Origin of the sequence: Rhizobium sp. ERR 1071, assembly GCF_007828675.1 — a bacterium.
Taxonomy (GTDB): Bacteria; Pseudomonadota; Alphaproteobacteria; order Rhizobiales; family Rhizobiaceae; genus Rhizobium; species Rhizobium dioscoreae.
The window spans coordinates 108,945-126,832 of record NZ_VITM01000009.1; the positions used below are offsets into that span (position 1 = coordinate 108,945).

At 59.6% G+C, this 17,888-nt stretch carries 14 protein-coding genes; 2 read left to right on the forward strand and 12 right to left on the reverse strand.

The features are described 5' to 3' along the window. Positions 1–27 precede the first annotated feature (27 nt). From FBZ99_RS25400 to FBZ99_RS25420, 5 genes are all read right to left on the reverse strand, one after another. Complete coding sequence (locus tag FBZ99_RS25400; RefSeq protein WP_145635577.1) at positions 28–1,455, reverse strand: FAD-binding oxidoreductase; 1,428 nt, start codon at positions 1,453–1,455, stop codon at positions 28–30. Further along, positions 1,452–2,477, reverse strand: a complete 1,026-nt coding sequence (locus tag FBZ99_RS25405; protein ID WP_113351010.1) for a prephenate dehydratase domain-containing protein — start codon at positions 2,475–2,477, stop codon at positions 1,452–1,454. The genes FBZ99_RS25400 and FBZ99_RS25405 overlap by 4 nt, the downstream gene beginning before the upstream one ends. A gap of 91 nt (positions 2,478–2,568) precedes the next feature. Then, positions 2,569–3,369 (reverse strand): class I SAM-dependent methyltransferase, encoded by an 801-nt coding sequence (locus FBZ99_RS25410; RefSeq protein ID WP_233788658.1) that lies wholly within the window; start codon positions 3,367–3,369, stop codon positions 2,569–2,571. A 410-nt stretch (positions 3,370–3,779) separates the two neighbouring features. Further along, positions 3,780–4,643, reverse strand: a complete 864-nt coding sequence (locus FBZ99_RS25415; protein ID WP_113351012.1) for a DMT family transporter — start codon at positions 4,641–4,643, stop codon at positions 3,780–3,782. A gap of 914 nt (positions 4,644–5,557) precedes the next feature. Then, positions 5,558–6,457 carry a LysR substrate-binding domain-containing protein gene (locus tag FBZ99_RS25420; protein WP_210248395.1) on the reverse strand — a complete coding sequence of 300 codons (900 nt, stop codon included), beginning with the start codon at positions 6,455–6,457 and terminating at the stop codon, positions 5,558–5,560. A 99-nt stretch (positions 6,458–6,556) separates the two neighbouring features. Between FBZ99_RS25420 and FBZ99_RS25425 the strand changes: the two genes are divergently transcribed. After that, entirely contained in the window at positions 6,557–7,315 is a 759-nt protein-coding gene (locus tag FBZ99_RS25425; protein WP_371864882.1) for an SDR family NAD(P)-dependent oxidoreductase, read from the forward strand. A 24-nt stretch (positions 7,316–7,339) separates the two neighbouring features. Beyond that, positions 7,340–7,729 carry a nuclear transport factor 2 family protein gene (locus FBZ99_RS25430; RefSeq protein ID WP_113351014.1) on the forward strand — a complete coding sequence of 130 codons (390 nt, stop codon included), beginning with the start codon at positions 7,340–7,342 and terminating at the stop codon, positions 7,727–7,729. Between the two features lie 107 nt (positions 7,730–7,836). Here the strand turns inward: FBZ99_RS25430 and FBZ99_RS25435 are convergent, their stop codons facing one another. The 7 genes from FBZ99_RS25435 to uca form a co-directional block, all read right to left on the reverse strand. Further along, entirely contained in the window at positions 7,837–8,640 is an 804-nt protein-coding gene (locus FBZ99_RS25435) for an IclR family transcriptional regulator (RefSeq protein WP_113351015.1), read from the reverse strand. A 163-nt stretch (positions 8,641–8,803) separates the two neighbouring features. Beyond that, a complete protein-coding gene (locus FBZ99_RS25440; RefSeq protein WP_113351016.1) occupies positions 8,804–9,574 on the reverse strand; it encodes an amino acid ABC transporter ATP-binding protein in 771 nt (256 codons plus the stop codon). 13 nt (positions 9,575–9,587) lie between these two features. Beyond that, complete coding sequence (locus FBZ99_RS25445) at positions 9,588–10,247, reverse strand: amino acid ABC transporter permease (protein ID WP_113228797.1); 660 nt, start codon at positions 10,245–10,247, stop codon at positions 9,588–9,590. 6 nt (positions 10,248–10,253) lie between these two features. Next, positions 10,254–10,916, reverse strand: coding sequence for an amino acid ABC transporter permease (locus tag FBZ99_RS25450; protein ID WP_113351017.1), 663 nt, complete (start codon positions 10,914–10,916; stop codon positions 10,254–10,256). A gap of 56 nt (positions 10,917–10,972) precedes the next feature. Further along, positions 10,973–11,815 (reverse strand): transporter substrate-binding domain-containing protein, encoded by an 843-nt coding sequence (locus FBZ99_RS25455; protein WP_095437550.1) that lies wholly within the window; start codon positions 11,813–11,815, stop codon positions 10,973–10,975. 725 nt (positions 11,816–12,540) lie between these two features. After that, positions 12,541–14,352, reverse strand: coding sequence for an allophanate hydrolase (gene atzF / locus FBZ99_RS25460; protein WP_145635579.1), 1,812 nt, complete (start codon positions 14,350–14,352; stop codon positions 12,541–12,543). Then, positions 14,352–17,888 (reverse strand): urea carboxylase, encoded by a 3,537-nt coding sequence (uca, locus tag FBZ99_RS25465; protein WP_145635581.1) that lies wholly within the window; start codon positions 17,886–17,888, stop codon positions 14,352–14,354. The genes atzF and uca overlap by 1 nt, the downstream gene beginning before the upstream one ends.

Below are 17,888 nucleotides of genomic sequence, written 5' to 3' on the forward strand. Positions count from 1 at the left end.
ACTACCTCCCTGGTTTTTGTATCTCGCTCAATTGAAAGGCGGTGCCTCGGCGAGATTGAAGATCTTGCCTGGATTCATGATGTTGTGAGGATCGATGGCGCGTTTGATTGCGGCCATGACCCGGATGGCTGGACCATGCTCCGCGACAAGCGCTGCTATTTTGCCGTGGCCTATCCCGTGTTCGCCCGTCGATGTTCCCTGAAGGGTGATGGCGCGGTCCGCGAGACGTTTGGTCAGTGCCTCGACGCGCTGACACTCATCGGGATCGGCGGGATCGAAAAGGACGCAAAGATGGAAATTGCCGTCTCCCACATGGCCGCAGATCGGTGCGACAAGGCCAAGATCCCGCACGTCATCCTTGGCGGCAAGTATGGCCTCGACAAGCCGCGATACCGGCACGCAGCTATCCGTGGGAAGGGCGCTTGCGCCCGGGCGGAGCGCAAGATTGGCCCACCAGATATCATGGCGCGCTTGCCACAGCCTGCCTCTCGCTTCCGCCGATACGGCGCTATCAAACCGACTGGCACCGGCGGCATGTGCCTCCTCCTCGATGAACGGCAAGGCCGCCTCGACCGCTCCGCGGCTACCATGCAGTTCGATAAAAAGCGTTGGCTCGACCGGCAAGGAGAGTTTTGAATAACGATTGACGGCCTCGACCTGCAGTTCATCCAGCAGTTCGATGCGTGCCAAGGTGTCTGTGAGCCTGGTCGCGACAAGCACGAAGCCGACTGCCTGTTCCAGTGTGGAGAAACTCGCCGAAATCGCAACGATATGGTCTGGAATTGAATGCAGCTTGACGGTGACGTCGGTCACGATGCCGAGCGTGCCTTCCGATCCCACCCAGAGACGTGTCAGATCGTAGCCCGCCGCCGATTTGCGAGCATGGCTCGCGGTGCGGATCCGATCACCATTGGGCAGAACGACACCAAGCGAAATGACGTTGTCTTTCATCGTGCCATACCGCATGGCATTCGTACCGGAGGCGCGCGTCGAGGCCATCCCCCCAAGTGAGGCGTCAGCGCCGGGATCGACGGGAAAGAACAGTCCGGTGTCGCGCAATTCGGCGTTGAGGCGTTTGCGGGTTACGCCTGCCTCGACCGTCGCTGTCATGTCGTCCGGTCGAATCGTCAAAATCCGGTCCAGCCGGGAGAGATCGATACATATTCCGCCCATGAGGGCGGCAACATGTCCCTCGCAGGAGGTGCCGGTTCCAAACGGGATCACCGGCACGTCGAAGGCGTGGCAGGTCGCCACGATACGCGATACCTCATCTGCCGTATCAGGGAAAACGACCGCGTCCGGCGGATAGGAGGGATGCCAGCTCACGTCATGGCCATGCTGATCACGCACAGCCGTAGCCGTTGTCAGCCGATCGCCAAAATGCAGCTTCAGTTTCGCGATTGCCGCCTCGACCAGATCGCTATGGCGCCCGTAGTGCTTCACCGCGGTCGTCATCCCCCGGCCTCCTGCTGGCTATCGGACCATCGAAAGGCGGCCGGAGGCTTGGTCCCCCATGACGGGAGATTTTCTTCGCTGCGGTTGCGCAGATGGCGGCTCGCCATCGGAAACGTCCCGAGCACGACAAGCTCGCGAGCATGGCGGGCGAGAGTATCGAGCGCATCGGCCACCTCCGGTGCAGCCGGATCACCTTCGAACTCGCAGAGGAAGCGGGACGGCACGAATTGCCCGCCGACAAGGTAGCTTTCGATCTTGGTCATGTTGATGGCGTTTTCGGCAAATCCGGCAATGGCGTGGTAGAGGCAGCCCGGCCGGTTCTGTGTGCGGAACACAATCGTCGTCAGAAGCTGTGTTTTTTGTTCGATCGCCTGAGGTTCGGCAGACAACACGTAGAACCGCGTCGTATTATGCGGATCGTCTTCGACATTGCGTTTGAGGATATCCAATCCGTAGAGGTCGGCTGCAAGATCCGAGGCAATTGCTGCTTCGCTCGGATCCTCGCAAGATGCCACCAGCTCGGCGGCGTGGGATGTCGTCGGAGCGGCGATAGCCTCAAGATCGAGCGCTGCGATAAGCCGGCTGACCTGGCCAAGCGCCACTGGATGCGAACGCACGCGTCTGATGCTTGCAAGTGATGCGCCTGGCGGTGCCATGAGGCAATGTTCGACGCGTTGAAAATGCTCGCCGACGATATGCAAACCACTGTCGGGCACGATTCTGTGCACATCCGGCACGCGTCCAACCAGGCTGTTTTCGCATGGCAGGAGGATCCGGTCGACTTCACCGCGGACGGTGCTGGCGATCGTGGTCTCCAAGCTCGGCATGGCGATGCGATCCGCGGACGGGAACGCCATCCTGCAGGCGACATCTGCAAATGCGCCGGGCCGACCATTGTAGCCGACTTTATGGACTGTGGTCTCCGAGCCGAGTTTCCTGGCGCCCGGAACCAATGAACTGGCATCGAAAGGGGCTCCGGTGGGAGGGGCCGTGGCTCCACGGTTTGCGGCGGTCGATGTCATGACGATCTCCGAAGGAATTGTGCACGCCAGGTCACGTTGCGGGCGGATTTGTCCGGTCCCGCGTCAAGCGCCTGTCATCGTTCATCCATGATTAATTCGCAGTCGGCAGCTTTGTCGTTTCCATCACTGTCATCGGCCAAAGCAGGGCGATGCCGTTGCCGTCGGAAACGATGTCAAGATGGCGTTCCGCTGCAACAAGGCAGTCGTCGTCGGTGAAGATGTCGGTTGCCGAGAACAGCAATCGCAGGAAATGTCCGAGACTTGCCTTGGTGTCGAAGCGCCAGCGGGTGGTGACATCGGTAAATTGAGGCTTGTCCCATCCGGTCAGAGCGCACAGGCTCGTTGCAAATTCCCGTGAAAGGAAAGAGACCTCGTGGCCGGTACAGCAGCTCTGCGCGATGAAATCGTCGAAATAGGCGGCAAGCCGCGTTCCGGCGAAGATGTCAGCAATCACCAGCTTGCCGCCGGGCCGCATGTGGGCTGCGATCGCCTTCCAGGCAGCGGTCTTGTCGGAAATATGGTGCACGGCGCCGCGCGACCAGGCCATGTCAAAATCGCGGATCGGCAGGTCGAGCATGTGCGCAGCCTGACCGAAGACCCTGATCCGGCCGCCGCTTTCGACTTCTAGATCCTCAAGTTGTTCGGTGGACGGATCGGTCGCGACCAATAAGCCGGCAGGGCCGACATCTTCGGCAATCGCCCGGCTGAAATGACCGTTGCCGGCGCCGATCTCTAAGACGTGCCGGCCGTAGATCGGCTGCAGGAAGCGGCGCATGGCAGCGACATCGTCAAGCCAGGCATCGGGAAAGAGATGAAGTGCATCGCGGTAGGTCGCCGAGCGGCGGCCGGAGAAGACGATGTCAGATTCAATCGGTGTCGAGGACATATACATGAACATATGCCTTCCAAAATTGTTGCGGTTCGGACATCTCCCTAGATTCTCGTTTTGCGGGCAATCGCGATGCGATTTACCTCTTATGATTAAAACTACAACATAGATTTGATAGGAAATCAATTGCTATTTGCAAGTAATTTAGACATGCATAAGCTTTGTGCAATCGATCTTATTGGAGGCAATTTTAGCGGAGCCAATAGCCGATCTGAGGGATGTTCTTGATGGGTATCCGCATCTTCCGATTATCGGATCGGTCGTTAAACAGCTCTCAAGCTGTGACCGCAACACACCGGCCCTTCACAAATTGCCAGGAGTATTAAGTCTCGCCGGAAGTACTTCAATCGCCGGGACTGCGGGCGAACACGGATAGGATGCCGATTGCAGAACCGGTGCTTGATTGTTGCGCCTCAAGCATTGAGCACCAGTATATTGCCAAGAAGGATCGTCGCGCCGCCGAAGGCAAGACGGGTATCGATGTGCAGGCCTTCGAAGATGACCGAGATGGTTATGGCGACAATCGGAACAACGGTCAGCGCATAGGCCGCCCGTGCGGGGCCGACCTTCTCGATGAGCGTAAAATACATAAGAAACGTGACGCAGGAGGCAATAATTGCCAGATAGGCGAGCTGCGCCAGATAGCCGACAGTGACAGGTATCGTGAGAGACGTGCCGACAACGACCGCCCAGGCGACCCCGAAACCGCATCCGCATAATGCTCCCCAACCCATGAGCACCGGGATCGGCAAGCCGCGCCGCTGGTTGCGCGCAGCAATTGCGGTCCCCGCACCTGTCGCCATCGCCGCAACGCCTGCCCAGATGAACCCAGTCACGGTCTGCGGGTCGAGATGCAGTGCGAAGATCTGTGGGGCGGCGACGATGCCAAGACCCAGGAGACCAAAAACTATGCCAATCGTCGCGCGGCGGCTGATCCGGAGATTCAGCAGTAAACGGCTGGCGATGGCGGCAAACAGCGAGGAACTCGATAGCACCAGGGCAGCAATCCCGCTCGGGATACCCTTGGTCGCCTTATAAAAGGCGATAAATGCAAGCCCGAAAAACAATATGCCTTGCATCATCACCCAAAGACGATCGCTGCGGGCTATCGTGATCGGTTTGCCGGTGGCGATCGAAAATCCGAGCATGCTCAATCCAACAAGGAACATGCGGATCGCTACCGACAGCTCGGGAGCAGAAGCGCCTGCCTGGAGAGATGTCACAATCGCGCCCGAACCCCAGAAAAGCACGGTCGCGAGAAAGAGGGCTGCGGTCATCCTCACATCCTTTGTGGCTAAATGGTAATCCAGGCAGTCGACTCGACTCGTGGAATACGCAGGCATAGGCATAATGTCGGTTATTTAGTTGCAAAATGCAATTATTATTTAATTCGCGTCGCCGCTGCGGCTCCTGCGTCCACGATGGCAAACGGCGATTATCGGAAATCTCGGGCTTCGAAGGTGAGATTCAGTAATTTTCACTTTCGGCCTGAGGCTGCGATATAGCTTGTGACAGGCGGGGAACAACAGGGCGGCGAGCGCGACGCGGGTTCGGGCACCAGTCATTGTTGATCACACGGAAATCCGAATAGCCTTTTGTTTCCACGTGGTGCGAAATCGAATAACATCTCCGTTATCGAAAATGGTCAAAGAGAGCATTAGGGATGTCTATGCAGCCGATCGATAAAGCGTTCACAAGGACGGTTGCCTTAGGCATTCTGATTATTGTTCCCGCCGTTTTCTTTGCTTCCTGCTCGACGGTCGGCGGAACCGGCGGCCAATCCAGGTCGGTAACCGCGAGCAGATCGACAGATCGCGACAAAGACAAAGCGGCCGAACGTCGGCGATGGGCGGAGAGGGTTGAACGAGACAATCAGCTAGCTCCAAGCGGGTCGGCACCGGGTTCCTATGGCTCTTCCCGTCCTCTCTTCACTTGGTGAGCGATAGATTGGCAAACTGCCCCGGTCTCAGGTTTTAGGGAACGGGTCCGCCGCCAGCCGGAGCCACAATCGATCTGCTTGCCGGCAAGATCTTCGACTTGGAAGAGATGATAGTCGTTTCCAGTCTCTGTCCTGGTTTGTGGTCGGCGGACCTTTGCATTGCCCGAATATGGCATACGTCGTTATCCAGCATGCTCCGGAGGCGCTCGCAACGCCGCTTTCGAGAGACCTATGGTCCAATCAGGCAGATCATCAGACAAGCGCATCCCTGGGAAAGCCTGCCGCCAGGCAGTCGATGAACCTGCGAACGGCCGGAGGAAGACCACGGCGCGTGGTGAATACGAGGTGGACAAGGCCCTTCATGCCATGCCAGGCGGGAAGGACCCGTACGAGCTTCCCTTCTTCCAGCGCCTGTCTGCATGTGTGATCGGGGAGAAGAGCGACGCCCAGACCCGCAAGTGCGGCTGCCCTCACGGCCGTAAAGTCCGCACAGCCCATTCTCGGCTCGTGCCTGAGCGTATGGCTTCGGCCATCGTCCGTCTCGAGAAACCAGTTCACTTCGCCCTGATCATCCGTGGTCGAGAGGGTAGGTTCGCTCGCCAAAGCTTCTATGTCTGCAATGCGGCCGGCAAGTTGCGGGCTTGCGACCAGGATACGGATCGAGTTGCCTAGCGAGCGCATCGTCAAGGAGGCATCGCCGTCCAACGACGTTCGGACGCGCAATGCGACGTCGATCCGCTCGTCTATAAGATCGACCGGACGGTCGATCGCGATGAGTTGCAGCTGCACTTTTGGATGCTGCGCCAGGAATTGCATTAGGAGGGGGGAGATCGGTTCGACCAACCCTGTCGGGCAACTCATTCGGATCAGACCATGCGGCTCTGATTTTGCCTCTGCAACGAGCGCCTCTGCACGCTCGGCTTCCGCCAGCATTGCCTTGCAGCGCTCGTAGAAGGATTGACCTACATCGGTCACCCGAAAGCGGCGGCTCGACCGTTCGATCAGTCGCACGCCGAGCCTTTCCTCGAGCCCCGCTATCCGTCGGCTAAGCTTCGACTTCGGCTCGCGCAAAGCGCGCCCCGCGGCTGCGAACCCGCCGTGGGCGACGACCTCGGCAAAATAGACCAGATCATTCAAATCAGATCTCATCATCGTTCTCCATTTGGAACGATGAGTATCAAATTTGCTGGCTGTTTGCAGCATCGTTCCGCTGGCATGTTCAATTCAACGGCAATGCCGCAACAAAGGAGCATGATAGTGAGTAAGAAATTCGAAAACAAAGTCGTGATCGTAACGGGTGGCACGAGCGGTATTGGTCTTGCAACGGCAAAGGCTTTCTCGATGGAAGGTGCCTCCGTGTTCATCACCGGCCGCCGCAAGGAAGCACTCGATGCCGCCCTCCAAAAGATCGGTGGCCGTGTCACGGGCGTACAGGCCGACATGAGCAAGCTCGTCGATATCGACCGTCTGTACGACGCAGTTCAACAGAAGCACTCGCATATCGATGTGGTTTTCGCGAATGCCGGCGGCGGCGAGATGTTACCTCTCGGGGCGATTACCGAAGAACACTACCAGAAGACATTCGATACCAACGTGAAGGGCACCTTGTTCACCGTTCAAAAGGCGCTCCCGCTCCTGCGTGATGGTGGCTCGATCGTTCTCACTTCGTCGACGACGAGCATTTCCGGCACGCCTGCCTTCAGCGTCTACTCGGCAACCAAGGCTGCCGTGCGCAACTTCGCCCGCAACTGGATCCTCGATCTCAAGGATCGCCATATTCGCGTCAATGCAGTTAGTCCTGGCGTGACCGATACGGCCGGTCTCAACGAACTTTTCGGCAATGGTGAAAGCGCGGAGAACACGAAGAATTACCTTGCGAGCCTCATTCCTGCCGGCCGCATCGGGCAACCGGAAGAGATCGCCAAGGCCGTGCTGTTCCTGGCCTCCGACGATGCCAGCTTTATCAATGGCGTCGAACTCTTCGTCGATGGCGGCCACGTCCAGATCTAAGCCGCCATATCAGGGAGAATGACCATGGCAGACATCGCAACGCTGCTCGATCGGAATCTGCAGGGCATCTTTGGGGAGGGCGACGACGTCCTTCGCCGGAAAGTGGCGGAGGAAATCCTTCACGAAGACGCGATATTCATCGAACCGCACGGGATCTACCGCGGCCGCGACGAGATCGTCCGCATTGCCGGAGCCATCCGCGCCATGCATCCGACATTTGCATACACGACAATCGCCGCAGCGGACGTCCTCCATGATCAGGCCGGGCGGGTGCAATGGGTGGCCGGTGCGCCCGGCGAAGAGCCTGCATATGCAGGTACGGACTTCATCATTGCCAAGGACGGCAAGATCGCAGCGATCTATCTTTTCTTCGATGGAAATCCAGATCCGACCAGCCCACCTATCGGGGCCTGAGGGGGCTCAATGCACTAGGAACGATCGCCGCACTCGATTCAATCGGCGCCGGTTCGGATCCCATCATGTGCGGAGATTTGCCACTTTCGTGAAAAAACTTGCTAGGTTCAGGATCCGAAGAAGCGGCCTTTCGGCGACCGGAAGCCGAGCTTTTCGGAGATCTCGTGAGCGGCTCTCAAGAGGCTGTCGAGATAGGCGGTGCGGTTGCGCAAGCCATCCTCACGCGGCGTTACCAGGCAGAGTGTCGCGATGCAGGCGCCGTCGGCTTGATTGATGGGCACGGCGAAGCAATGGGTGAAATTCTCCACTTCGCTGTTGAAGGTGAAGTATCCATCTTCGGCGGCTTGGCGCACTTGAGCGATGAAATCGGCTGGTTCCAGCCGCCTTCCATTCGGAAGGACGAAATCTTCAGGCGGAATGAAATCCAGGATTTCCCGGTCCGAAAGATGGGCTACAAGCAGGCGCCCCGAGGCGGTCCACGGAATAGCGACGAGCTCGCCCACATTCGAGGATATGCGAAAGGGGCGGATGCCTTCCCGCATCATGGCGACCGTATATTTATTGCCTTCCAGCAGGCACATTTGCGCTGTCTCGCGCGTCTCCTCCGCCAGCACGCCTAGCATGCGGCCGCATTCGCGCATCAAGTCGAATTGTTCGGCATAGGCGGTGCCGAGAAAATAGAGACGGCGGCCGAGAAAGACCCGGCCGTCGCCGCCCTGATAGTCGAGCATGCCATGGCCGAGCAGGAGATTGACGAGTTCGTAAATGGAAGAGCGCGGCGCGCCGATCTCCGTGGCGATCTCGTTCGGACGCATGGGCTGGCGTTTTACCCGCAGAAACTCAAGAATCTCGAAGGCGCGATCCAGGCCCCGCATGCGTCGGGATACAATGTCGTTTGCAGTCTCGGCCATGCTTCTCTCCGAATATTCCCATACCAGCCACAACCGGCATGCTGCGACGCATCAGCACATGGTGCCGGCTATACGGCGTTGGTGCCGTCAGATCTCAGCAAGACGCTGCGATAGCATCCGGGCGGGCGATGACGCAACGCTTGCGCCGAGCTGTTGTTTCCTCTCAATTGAAACTCGAGGTCTTGAGGAATTCGGCAAGCCGCTCCGTCTTCGGACGCACGAACATGTCTTTCGGATCACCTTCTTCGCAGATGACGCCCTGGTTCATGAAGATGACGCGCGAGGAGACCTCATAGGCAAAGCGCATTTCATGGGTGACGAGCAGCATCGTCATGCCGTCGGCGGCGAGCCCTTTGATGACTTGAAGAACTTCGCCAACCAGTTCCGGGTCGAGGGCCGACGTCACCTCGTCGAACAGCATCAGCCGAGGCGCCATGGCAATCGCTCGGGCAATCGCAACGCGCTGCTGCTGGCCACCCGAGAGCTGGCCCGGATAATGATTGGCGCGAGCGGCAAGGCCTACACGATCGAGCCATTTTTCCGCGACGACGCGTGCGTCCGACTTCGACATTTTCTTCACCTTGACGAGGCCGAGCATCACGTTCTCGGCGGCGGTCATGTGCGGAAAAAGGTTGAACTGCTGGAAGGCCATGCCGGTGAGTGCGCGCTGGCGGGCAATCTCCTTCTCGCTCTTGCGACGACGGGTACTGCCGTCGGCGTGATAGCCGATCTCCTCGCCATCGAGGCTGATCTTGCCGCCCTGGAACTCCTCCAGCATGTTGATGCAGCGTAACATCGTCGTCTTGCCGGAACCCGACGAACCGATGATGGAAATGACCTCGCCTTCCTCAACCGTGCAGTCGACGCCCTTGAGAACCTCGTGCTGGCCATAGGTCTTGCGCAGGCCCTGAATGTCTAGAATTGTCTTGCCCATCGGTCCGATCTCCTCAAGACGGCAGTGCGGTCTTGCGCTCGACATATTTGCCGAAGCGCTCGATACCGAAGTTGACGATGAAATAGAGGCCGCCAGCCAGGAAATAGAACTGGAGGCTCATGAAATTGCGGGAGATGATCTCCTGCGTGCGCAGGAGCAGTTCGGCGACGCCGATGACGGAAAGCAATGTCGAGGCTTTTACCATCTCGGCTGCCGTGTTCACCCAGGCTGGCAGACACTGGCGCATCGCTTGCGGCCACAGGACCGAAGTGAAGGTCTGGGTGAAGGTGAGGCCGATCGCCTTGGCCGCCTCCGTCTGACCTTTCGGAATGGCCTGCAGCGCGCCGCGCACGATCTCGCCGACATGTGATGAACAGAAGATCGCCAGGGCAAGAACGCCTGCGGAAAACGGCCCCAAATCAAGACCTACCGCAGAAGAGACGTAGTAGCTCGCCAGCACGAGGACCAGCACGGGCGTACCACGGATGATGTCGGTATAGGCCCGGATCAAAAGGCGCAGAATGGCTCCGCCGTAGACGAGCGCGAGGCCAACGAAGACACCGACGATGGAACCGGCAAGAATGGCAAGAAGGGAAATCGATACCGTCACGCCGAGCCCATTGATGATGACGTAGCGGGCGATCCAGAGTTGTTCGAGAAAACTATGAGACATCCGATGTTACCTCGGCAAAGCCAGCCTGCGCTCGACGAAACGCATCAGCGCGGCGATGAGGAAGCAGGTTGCTACGTAAATAGCTGATGTGACCATCCAGGTTTCGATGACGCGAAAGCTCTCGACGTTGATCTTGCGGGCAGCGAATGTCAGCTCCGGCACAGCAATGGCGGCTGCAAGCGAGGTATCCTTGAACAGCGAAATGATGGTCGAAGACAGCGACGGAAGCACGTTGCGCAGCATCAGCGGAGCGATGACCGATCCGCGAATCTGCATTGGCGTCAGGCCGATTGCCAGACCCGCCTCTGAAAGACCTTTCGGGATCGACAGCAATCCTGCGCGAAACACTTCAGCAAGATAGGCGCCTGAGTAGATGGAAAGGACCAGGACGAAGCTTTTGATCTTGTCCAGTCGAAAGCCCATCTGCGGCAAGGCGAAGAAGGCAAACAGCACCAGCACCAGGATCGGCAGGTTTCGGATCACGGTCACATAGACCTGCGCCGGGATCATGGCTGCCCGGTTTTTCGATGTCAGCGCGAAGGCGAGTATCAAACCGATCAAGGCGCCAATCAGAATCGATATGATCGCCAGGCCGAGGCTGAGCGCCAGACCGCTCATAAGAAAATCAAAATTGCGCCAGACGGCGGCAAAATTCAGCGTGTAACCCATGTCGGGCCGCCCCTTTCAGACTGGCGGAGCGGGAGATGTCCCGCTCCGCTCGGCCATTACTTGTATTCGACCGGGAAGCCGATCTGTGGTGGGGTCAGGTCCTTGCCGAACCAGGTCTTGTAGGACTTGGCGTAGCTATCGAATTCGACGCCTGTCATCGCTTCATGAAGAGCGGTATTGACGAAGTTCAGCCAATCCTGGTCGCCGCGCTTGACCGCGCAGGCATAGGTCTGCGGGTTCCAGCCATAGCCGGCATCCTTGTAGCGGCCCGGGTTCTGCGTCATGTACCAGGCGAGTGATGACTGGTCGGTCGCAACCGCGTCGGCGCGGCCGGATTCCAGCGCCTGGTAGATCAGATCGACGGATTCGTACTGGTCGACCTTCGCGTCCGGAAGGGCGGCATGAACCATGGATTCCGCATAGACGTTCTGCAGAACGGAAACCGTGACGGAAGAGCCTGCCGCCTTCAGCGCCGCATAGTCGGCATACTGGCCATCGGCCTTCAGCATCAGGCCGACGCCTTCACGATAATAGGGAATGGTGAAGGCCACCTGCTGGGCGCGCTCGCCGGTCACGGTCATGAACTGGCAGGTGATATCGACCTTGTTGGTGGTGATGTTTGGAATTCGGGCATCGGACGACTGATTGACATACTCGATCTTGTCGGGGTCGCCGAACAGGGCCTTGGCGATGATGTGACCCATGTCGACGTCGAAGCCCTGCAGCTTGTCGTCAGCGCTCTTGAAGTGCCACGGCGCGTTCGTGCTGCCGGTTCCAAGAACGAGGTGACCGCGCGCAAGCACCTCATCGAGCTTGCTGCCGTCGGCGAGAACGGGCGTGGAAGAGAGGAGTGCGGCGGCGGCCAGCGACATCAGGCCGACGCGCAAGGAAATGGTCATGGTTGTTCCCCTTGGTTAATGGCTTTCGAATAATCCAATATTCCGGACATCTGTCTGTTATCTCGGATAAGGCATATCAAGGGATATACGGGGCAACTTGTCAATAGTGACTGCTGTTGCCGATCGTCGGAGATAGTGAATGGTCAGGCGTGTCTCCAGCCGGATTTACCGTTATCGCCGTCGACAATGCAGTGGCGGGGGCGTGCGGTATCCCTGCGGCAGCTCCCCGCATCAGGCTGCTCTAAGCCATTATCCGGGCAACAAACAAGATTCACTCGATGTTGCTGGTCACTCGCAATGCGAGGGATTTTCCGCGGGACTTGCCGGATATCCGGGTGCCTGCGAAATTTGAGCGCTGTGTTTGATCTGTTGTCAGGCGTTGCCGACGCAAGAAGTCCCACCAGGAGGAAAGTAGCCGTTTGCAACTTTTCTTGAAAGTTGTCCATTCAACTGGATGGCCAGGATGCCGAGCTGAATCCTTGGCCGAGCGAGTGCAGTCATCTCGTGTGCCTGCACTCGCTTATTGGTGTTTTTCCGGCCATCCCTCAAGTCTGCGAGATGTTCTCGTCCGAAGCGTTTAATCGGTCTCTGACCATGCCTCGCTACGAGCGGAGTGAAACTTAGGCCGATCAAGGCTGCCAATTGCCTGGGTTCTCGCAGTCAGGCCATGAAGAACGATCTGCAATGCCCGTAAGAGGGTCTTTCTCATCCTGCTTCTCCTTCATTTAACCTGTGGCATCGGCATCGCGAATGAAATTTCGCCAGCCACCAAATTCGGTGATGTCTCTAGCGTCAGCTACGGCGTGGCTCTCGCAGAGGAATCCGGAAACATGGCTGCCATCTTCAAGCAGGATCTTACCGATCCCCAGCGGCGCCGGAATATTCTGGACGAAGTGGGCGAATGCCGCAGGCGGCAAGGCCCAGACCTCTATTTCGATACCCTTGCCGGCAAAGCCGGGATCGCGCACCAATCCCGGCTTCGGCGGCACTGTTCCGGAAAGGGCGAAAAGCCGATAGCTGCCATCCGTCCGTCCCGTCTTCATCCTGTAGCCGCCTTTTCCGGTGAGTTCATGGTTGAGCGGCATATCGGTCAGATGCGCGCCGACAACGACGATCGGGACCATGTCGGCAGCCATAGGTGTCACACGGCTGTTATCCGGCAGTGCCGCCATACGGTCCTTACCCATCCCGCTTTTCGCCGCTCGATGCATAGCATCGGCGAACGGCGCCAAAGCATCGTCGGTAAAGGCAGGCCCGACGAGCATCACACCGGCCGGCAGATGACCGTCGGCATCGAAGCCTGCAGGTACGGCAATTGCCGCGCAGTCGAGCAGATTGGCGAAATTGGTATAACGGCCGAAATGGCTGTTCCTGACGATCGGATCGGCCTGCATTTCCTCGACGGTGTAGGTTGTGGGCGATGTCGGCAGCATCAGGAAATCGACCTTCTCCCACTCCACCTTCGTCTTTTGTCGCAAAGCCTCCAGCCTGTACTTGCCTTCGAAGGCCGCAACCGCGTCATAGCCTTTCGCCCCCTCGATGATGGCTCTGACCGTTGGATTGAAATCGCTGGCATTACTTGCGAGGAAGTCCTTGACCGCCGCCAGGCGCTCCGCAACCCAGGGGCCGTTGTAGAGCAGTTCGGCAGCCTGTCGGAAAGGTGCATAGTCGAATGGGACGATCTCCGCGCCGAGCGATCTCGCCCTATCGATGGCGGCATCGTAGAGGGTCTCGACTTGGCTGTTGCCGTAGAACTCACGTTCGGCGCCTTCGAGCACGCCGACACGAGGGCGTGCCGATGGCAGGGTCGCCTGAGTTGCGTCCCGTGAGAACGGATCTCGTGCGTCATAGCCTTCCATGATCCGCCGGACGGCGATGCCGTCCCCAACGGTCGCGGCGAACACCGTGACGACATCGACGCTGCGGCAAGCCGGTACGATGCCAACATTGGGAACAAGCCCCGGCGTTGGCTTGATGCCGACGAGATTGTTGAAGGCAGCCGGCACCCGGCCCGAGCCTGCGGTATCGGTTCCCAGCGAGAAATTGGCAAGACCCGCCGCCACTGCAACCGCGGAGCCCGAACTGGAGCCGCCGGAAACATAGGCGCGATCGAAAACCGAGCGGGGCGCACCATAAGGCGAGCGGGTGCCGTTGAGGCCGGTTGCGAACTGGTCGAGATTGGTCTTGCCGATGACGATGGCACCGGCAGCCTTCAGACGCGCAACCACGGCCGCATCCTCCTCGGGATGATAGGCAAAGGCCGGGCAGGCGGCCGTCGTCGGCAGACCTGCGACGTCGATATTGTCCTTGACTGCGAAGGGGATGCCCCAGAGCGGCAGGCTGTTGGGCTCGGGTGCCTTCGCCAGCAAGTCTGTTGCCGCAGCTCGCAACGCCTCTGGAGATGCCAGCGTAATGAAGATTGCCGGATCATCGGATGCCCCGCATCGGGCTATGATTTCCTCCACCATGTCGAGCGGTGAAAAGCCTGCCTTATACGCATCTCGCAGGGAGGTAAGGTCAAGGATAGTGGGCAGCATCAGATTTCCTCCAGAATGACGAGAACGTCGCCGGCCTTGACGTTGCGCCCAGGTGCTGCACGCAGATCGCGGACGCGTCCGGCGGCATGGGCGGTGACATTGATTTCCATTTTCATCGACTCGATGATGGCCAAAGTATCGCCGGCTGCAACCGGCTGGCCCTCCTCGACGAGTATTTTCCAGACATTGCCGGGCACGGCGCTTTCGATGCCGAAGCAACCTTCCGGTATATCTCCGGCAAGGGCAGGGCCTGTCCCTTCGTCGACCGAGAAGCTGTCGAGCCCCAGCTCCTTCCAGCGTTGCCTTTCCGCCTCGAAGGCTGACTGCTGCCTCGACTTGAAGGCGCCGATCGCCGCAGCCTCGCGTGCGAGGCCGGCCTCGTAGGCGGCGTAGGAGAACTCCATCTCCTCGATCTTGATCGGATAGCCGCCGTGCGGGAAGGCCGCACGCGCTTCATTGAGCTCTTCATGGGTGACGGGAAAGAAGCGGATCTGGTCGAAAAAATTGAGAAGCCACGGCTTGCCCTTGGCGAAGGCCGGCGTCTGCCGCCAGCTGTTCCACACCTGGATCGTTCGGCCGAAGAGCTGGTAGCCGCCCGGTCCCTCCATGCCATAGATGCACATATAGGCGCCGCCGATGCCGACGGCGTTTTCCGGTGTCCAGGTGCGTGCCGGATTGTATTTCGTCGTTACCAGCCGATGTCGTGGATCGACCGGCGTTGCGACCGGAGCCCCGAGGTAGACATCGCCAAGGCCGAGCACGAGATAGCTGGCGTCAAAAACGATGTCGCGCACCGCCTGCTCGTCCGGCAGGCCGTTGATGCGGCGGATGAACTCGATGTTGGAAGGGCACCATGGCGCATTCGGGCGCACGAGTTCCTGATATTTACGCATGGCAAGCTCGGCCTGCGGATCGTTCCAGGAGAGCGGCAGGTGCACGATCCGGCTCGGGACTTTCACCTCATGTGCCGCCGGCAGCGTAGCCTCGATCTCCGCAAGCAGACCCAGCAAACGATTGCGGGTCAGCGTCGTCCCGTCATAGTGGATCTGCAGCGAACGGATGCCAGGCGTCAGGTCGATAATTCCTGGCAGACGCGCCTCGACGATTGCCTGCATAAGCAGATGCACGCGCAGGCGAAGCGCGATATCGAGCGTCATCGGCCCGTATTCGATGAGCAGATTGTCATCACCCTGCCGACGATAGACGACGGGCACCGGGCCACGCTGGTTCTGACCGACGATTGCCGATCCGGTTTCTTCTGGCACGCGGCGGACAGTCGGACCTGCGATGGCGTCGTTCTCTCGCGCCACCGGATGAAAGCGGATTTTGTCGCCCGGCTTGAACTGGCCCATCTTCCATTGCTCGTCGCGCGCGATGACGGCCGGGCAGACGAAGCCGCCGAGGCTCGGTCCATCCGGGCCGAGAATGATCGGCATATCGCCGGTGAAGTCGATCGCGCCGATGGCGTAAGCATTGTCGTGAAGATTGGAGGGGTGGAGGCCGGCCTCGCCGCCGTCGCTGCGCGCCCATTTGGGCGTAGGGCCAATCAGACGGACGCCGGTGCGGGCGCTGTTGAAATGCACTTCATATTCGGTCGAAAACAGCGTTTCGATATCGTCGTCCAGAAAGAAGTCCGGCGCGCCATGCGGCCCATAGACGACGCCGACCTTCCAGACGCGGGTGAGGGCTGCGGGCACGTCCGCCGGCTTGACTTTAGGCTGAGGTGTGCGTGCCAGCCGCAAGACATGGCCTGTTTGAAGCGTGCCGGTGGCATGGCCCCCAAAGCGACCGAGGCCGAAGGTTGCCCTGGAACCGAGCGTGAGCGGCGCGGCAAAACCGCCCGCAACGGCGAGATAGGCACGTTGGCCCGGGCCTTCTATGGCGCCAATGGCAAGCGTCTGCCCTGCCTTGGCGATAACGGCCTCGTCGTGGGGTAACGGAACGCCCTCGAGAGTCATCGGCATGCGAGCGCCTGCAAGCGCGATCGTCACGTCGGAGAAGATCTTGAGCACCGGTCCCGAGACGGTTAGCTCCAGGGCCGCGGTCTCGTCGGCGTTGCCGACCAGCCTGTTAGCATGGCGGAACGATCGCTCGTCCATCGGCCCGCTCGGCGGCACGCCGACGTGCCAGAGCCCCAGCCTGCCGGGAAGCTCCTGGATGCTCGACTGCGCGCCGGGCGCCACCACCTCGATCACATCGGGCACGAAGGGAAGATCCTTCAGAGCCGTCGTCGCCACATTGCCGCTGGCCAGCAGATCCGATCCGGCAATGGCCTTCAGATAGTCGAGATTGGTTTCGATGCCGGAGATGGAGCTTTGCGCAAGCGCAAGCTTCAGCTTCTCGATCGCGGCCGGCCGGTCTTCGGCTGCCACGATCACCTTAGCGAGCATAGGGTCGTAATAGGGTGTTACTTCCGTGCCGGTCTCGATCCAGCCGTCGACGCGCGTGCCTTCCGGAAAGATAACTTCGGTCAAAAGGCCGGCGCTTGGCCGGAAGCCAGCATGCGGCATCTCCGCATAGATGCGTGCCTCGACCGCGGCACCCTTCGGAACAAGCCGGTCATTGCCTGTTATCACGTCTTCGCCAGCGGCCTCGCGGATCATCCACTCGACGAGATCGATGCCATAGACGGCCTCGGTGACCGGATGTTCGACCTGAAGCCTGGTATTGACCTCGAGGAAGTAGAATTCCTCCCGCGCGGGATCATAGATGAATTCGACTGTGCCGGCGGAGCGATAATGGGCGGAGGTGCCGAGCGCCACCGCCGCTGCATGCAGGCGTTCGCGCACGGAAGGCGACAGGCCCGGCGCGGGCGTCTCCTCGATCACCTTCTGGTTCCGGCGCTGCAACGAGCAGTCGCGTTCGCCAAGCGCGATCACGCGGCCCTTGCCGTCGCCGAAGATCTGAACCTCAACATGCCGCGCCCGCGAGACAAAGCGCTCCAGATAGACGCGGGCATCGCCGAAGCTTGCTTTTGCCGTGCGCTGTACGCTGTCGAAGGCAGCCTTCAGACTTGCGGCATCGTCGCAAAGCTGCATGCCGATGCCGCCGCCGCCGGCTGTCGATTTCAACATGACCGGGTAGCCGATTTTCGCCGCGGCCGCGAGCGCCGCTTCGCTCGTTTCAACGAGGTCGCTGCCCGGCAGTAGCGGAACTCCGCTCGCACGCGCCAGTTCTCGCGCCGTATGTTTGAGCCCGAAGGCGGCGATATTGTCTGCCGTCGGCCCGATGAAGACGATGCCTTCCTTTGCCAGCCGTTCGGCGAAGCCGATATTCTCCGACACGAATCCGTAGCCTGGATGCACGGCCTCGGCACCGGTTGTCTTGCAGGCGGCAATGACGGCATCGACATTGAGATAGCTTTCCAAGGCCGGCGCCGGGCCGAGCCTGACGGCTTCGTCGGCCATCAGGGATGCCTTGGAGAAGCGGTCCGCATCGGAATAGACGGCGACGGAGGCAATGCCCATGCGTCGCAACGTGCCGATGATCCGGACGGCGATCTCGCCGCGGTTGGCGATCAGTATTTTCTTGAACAT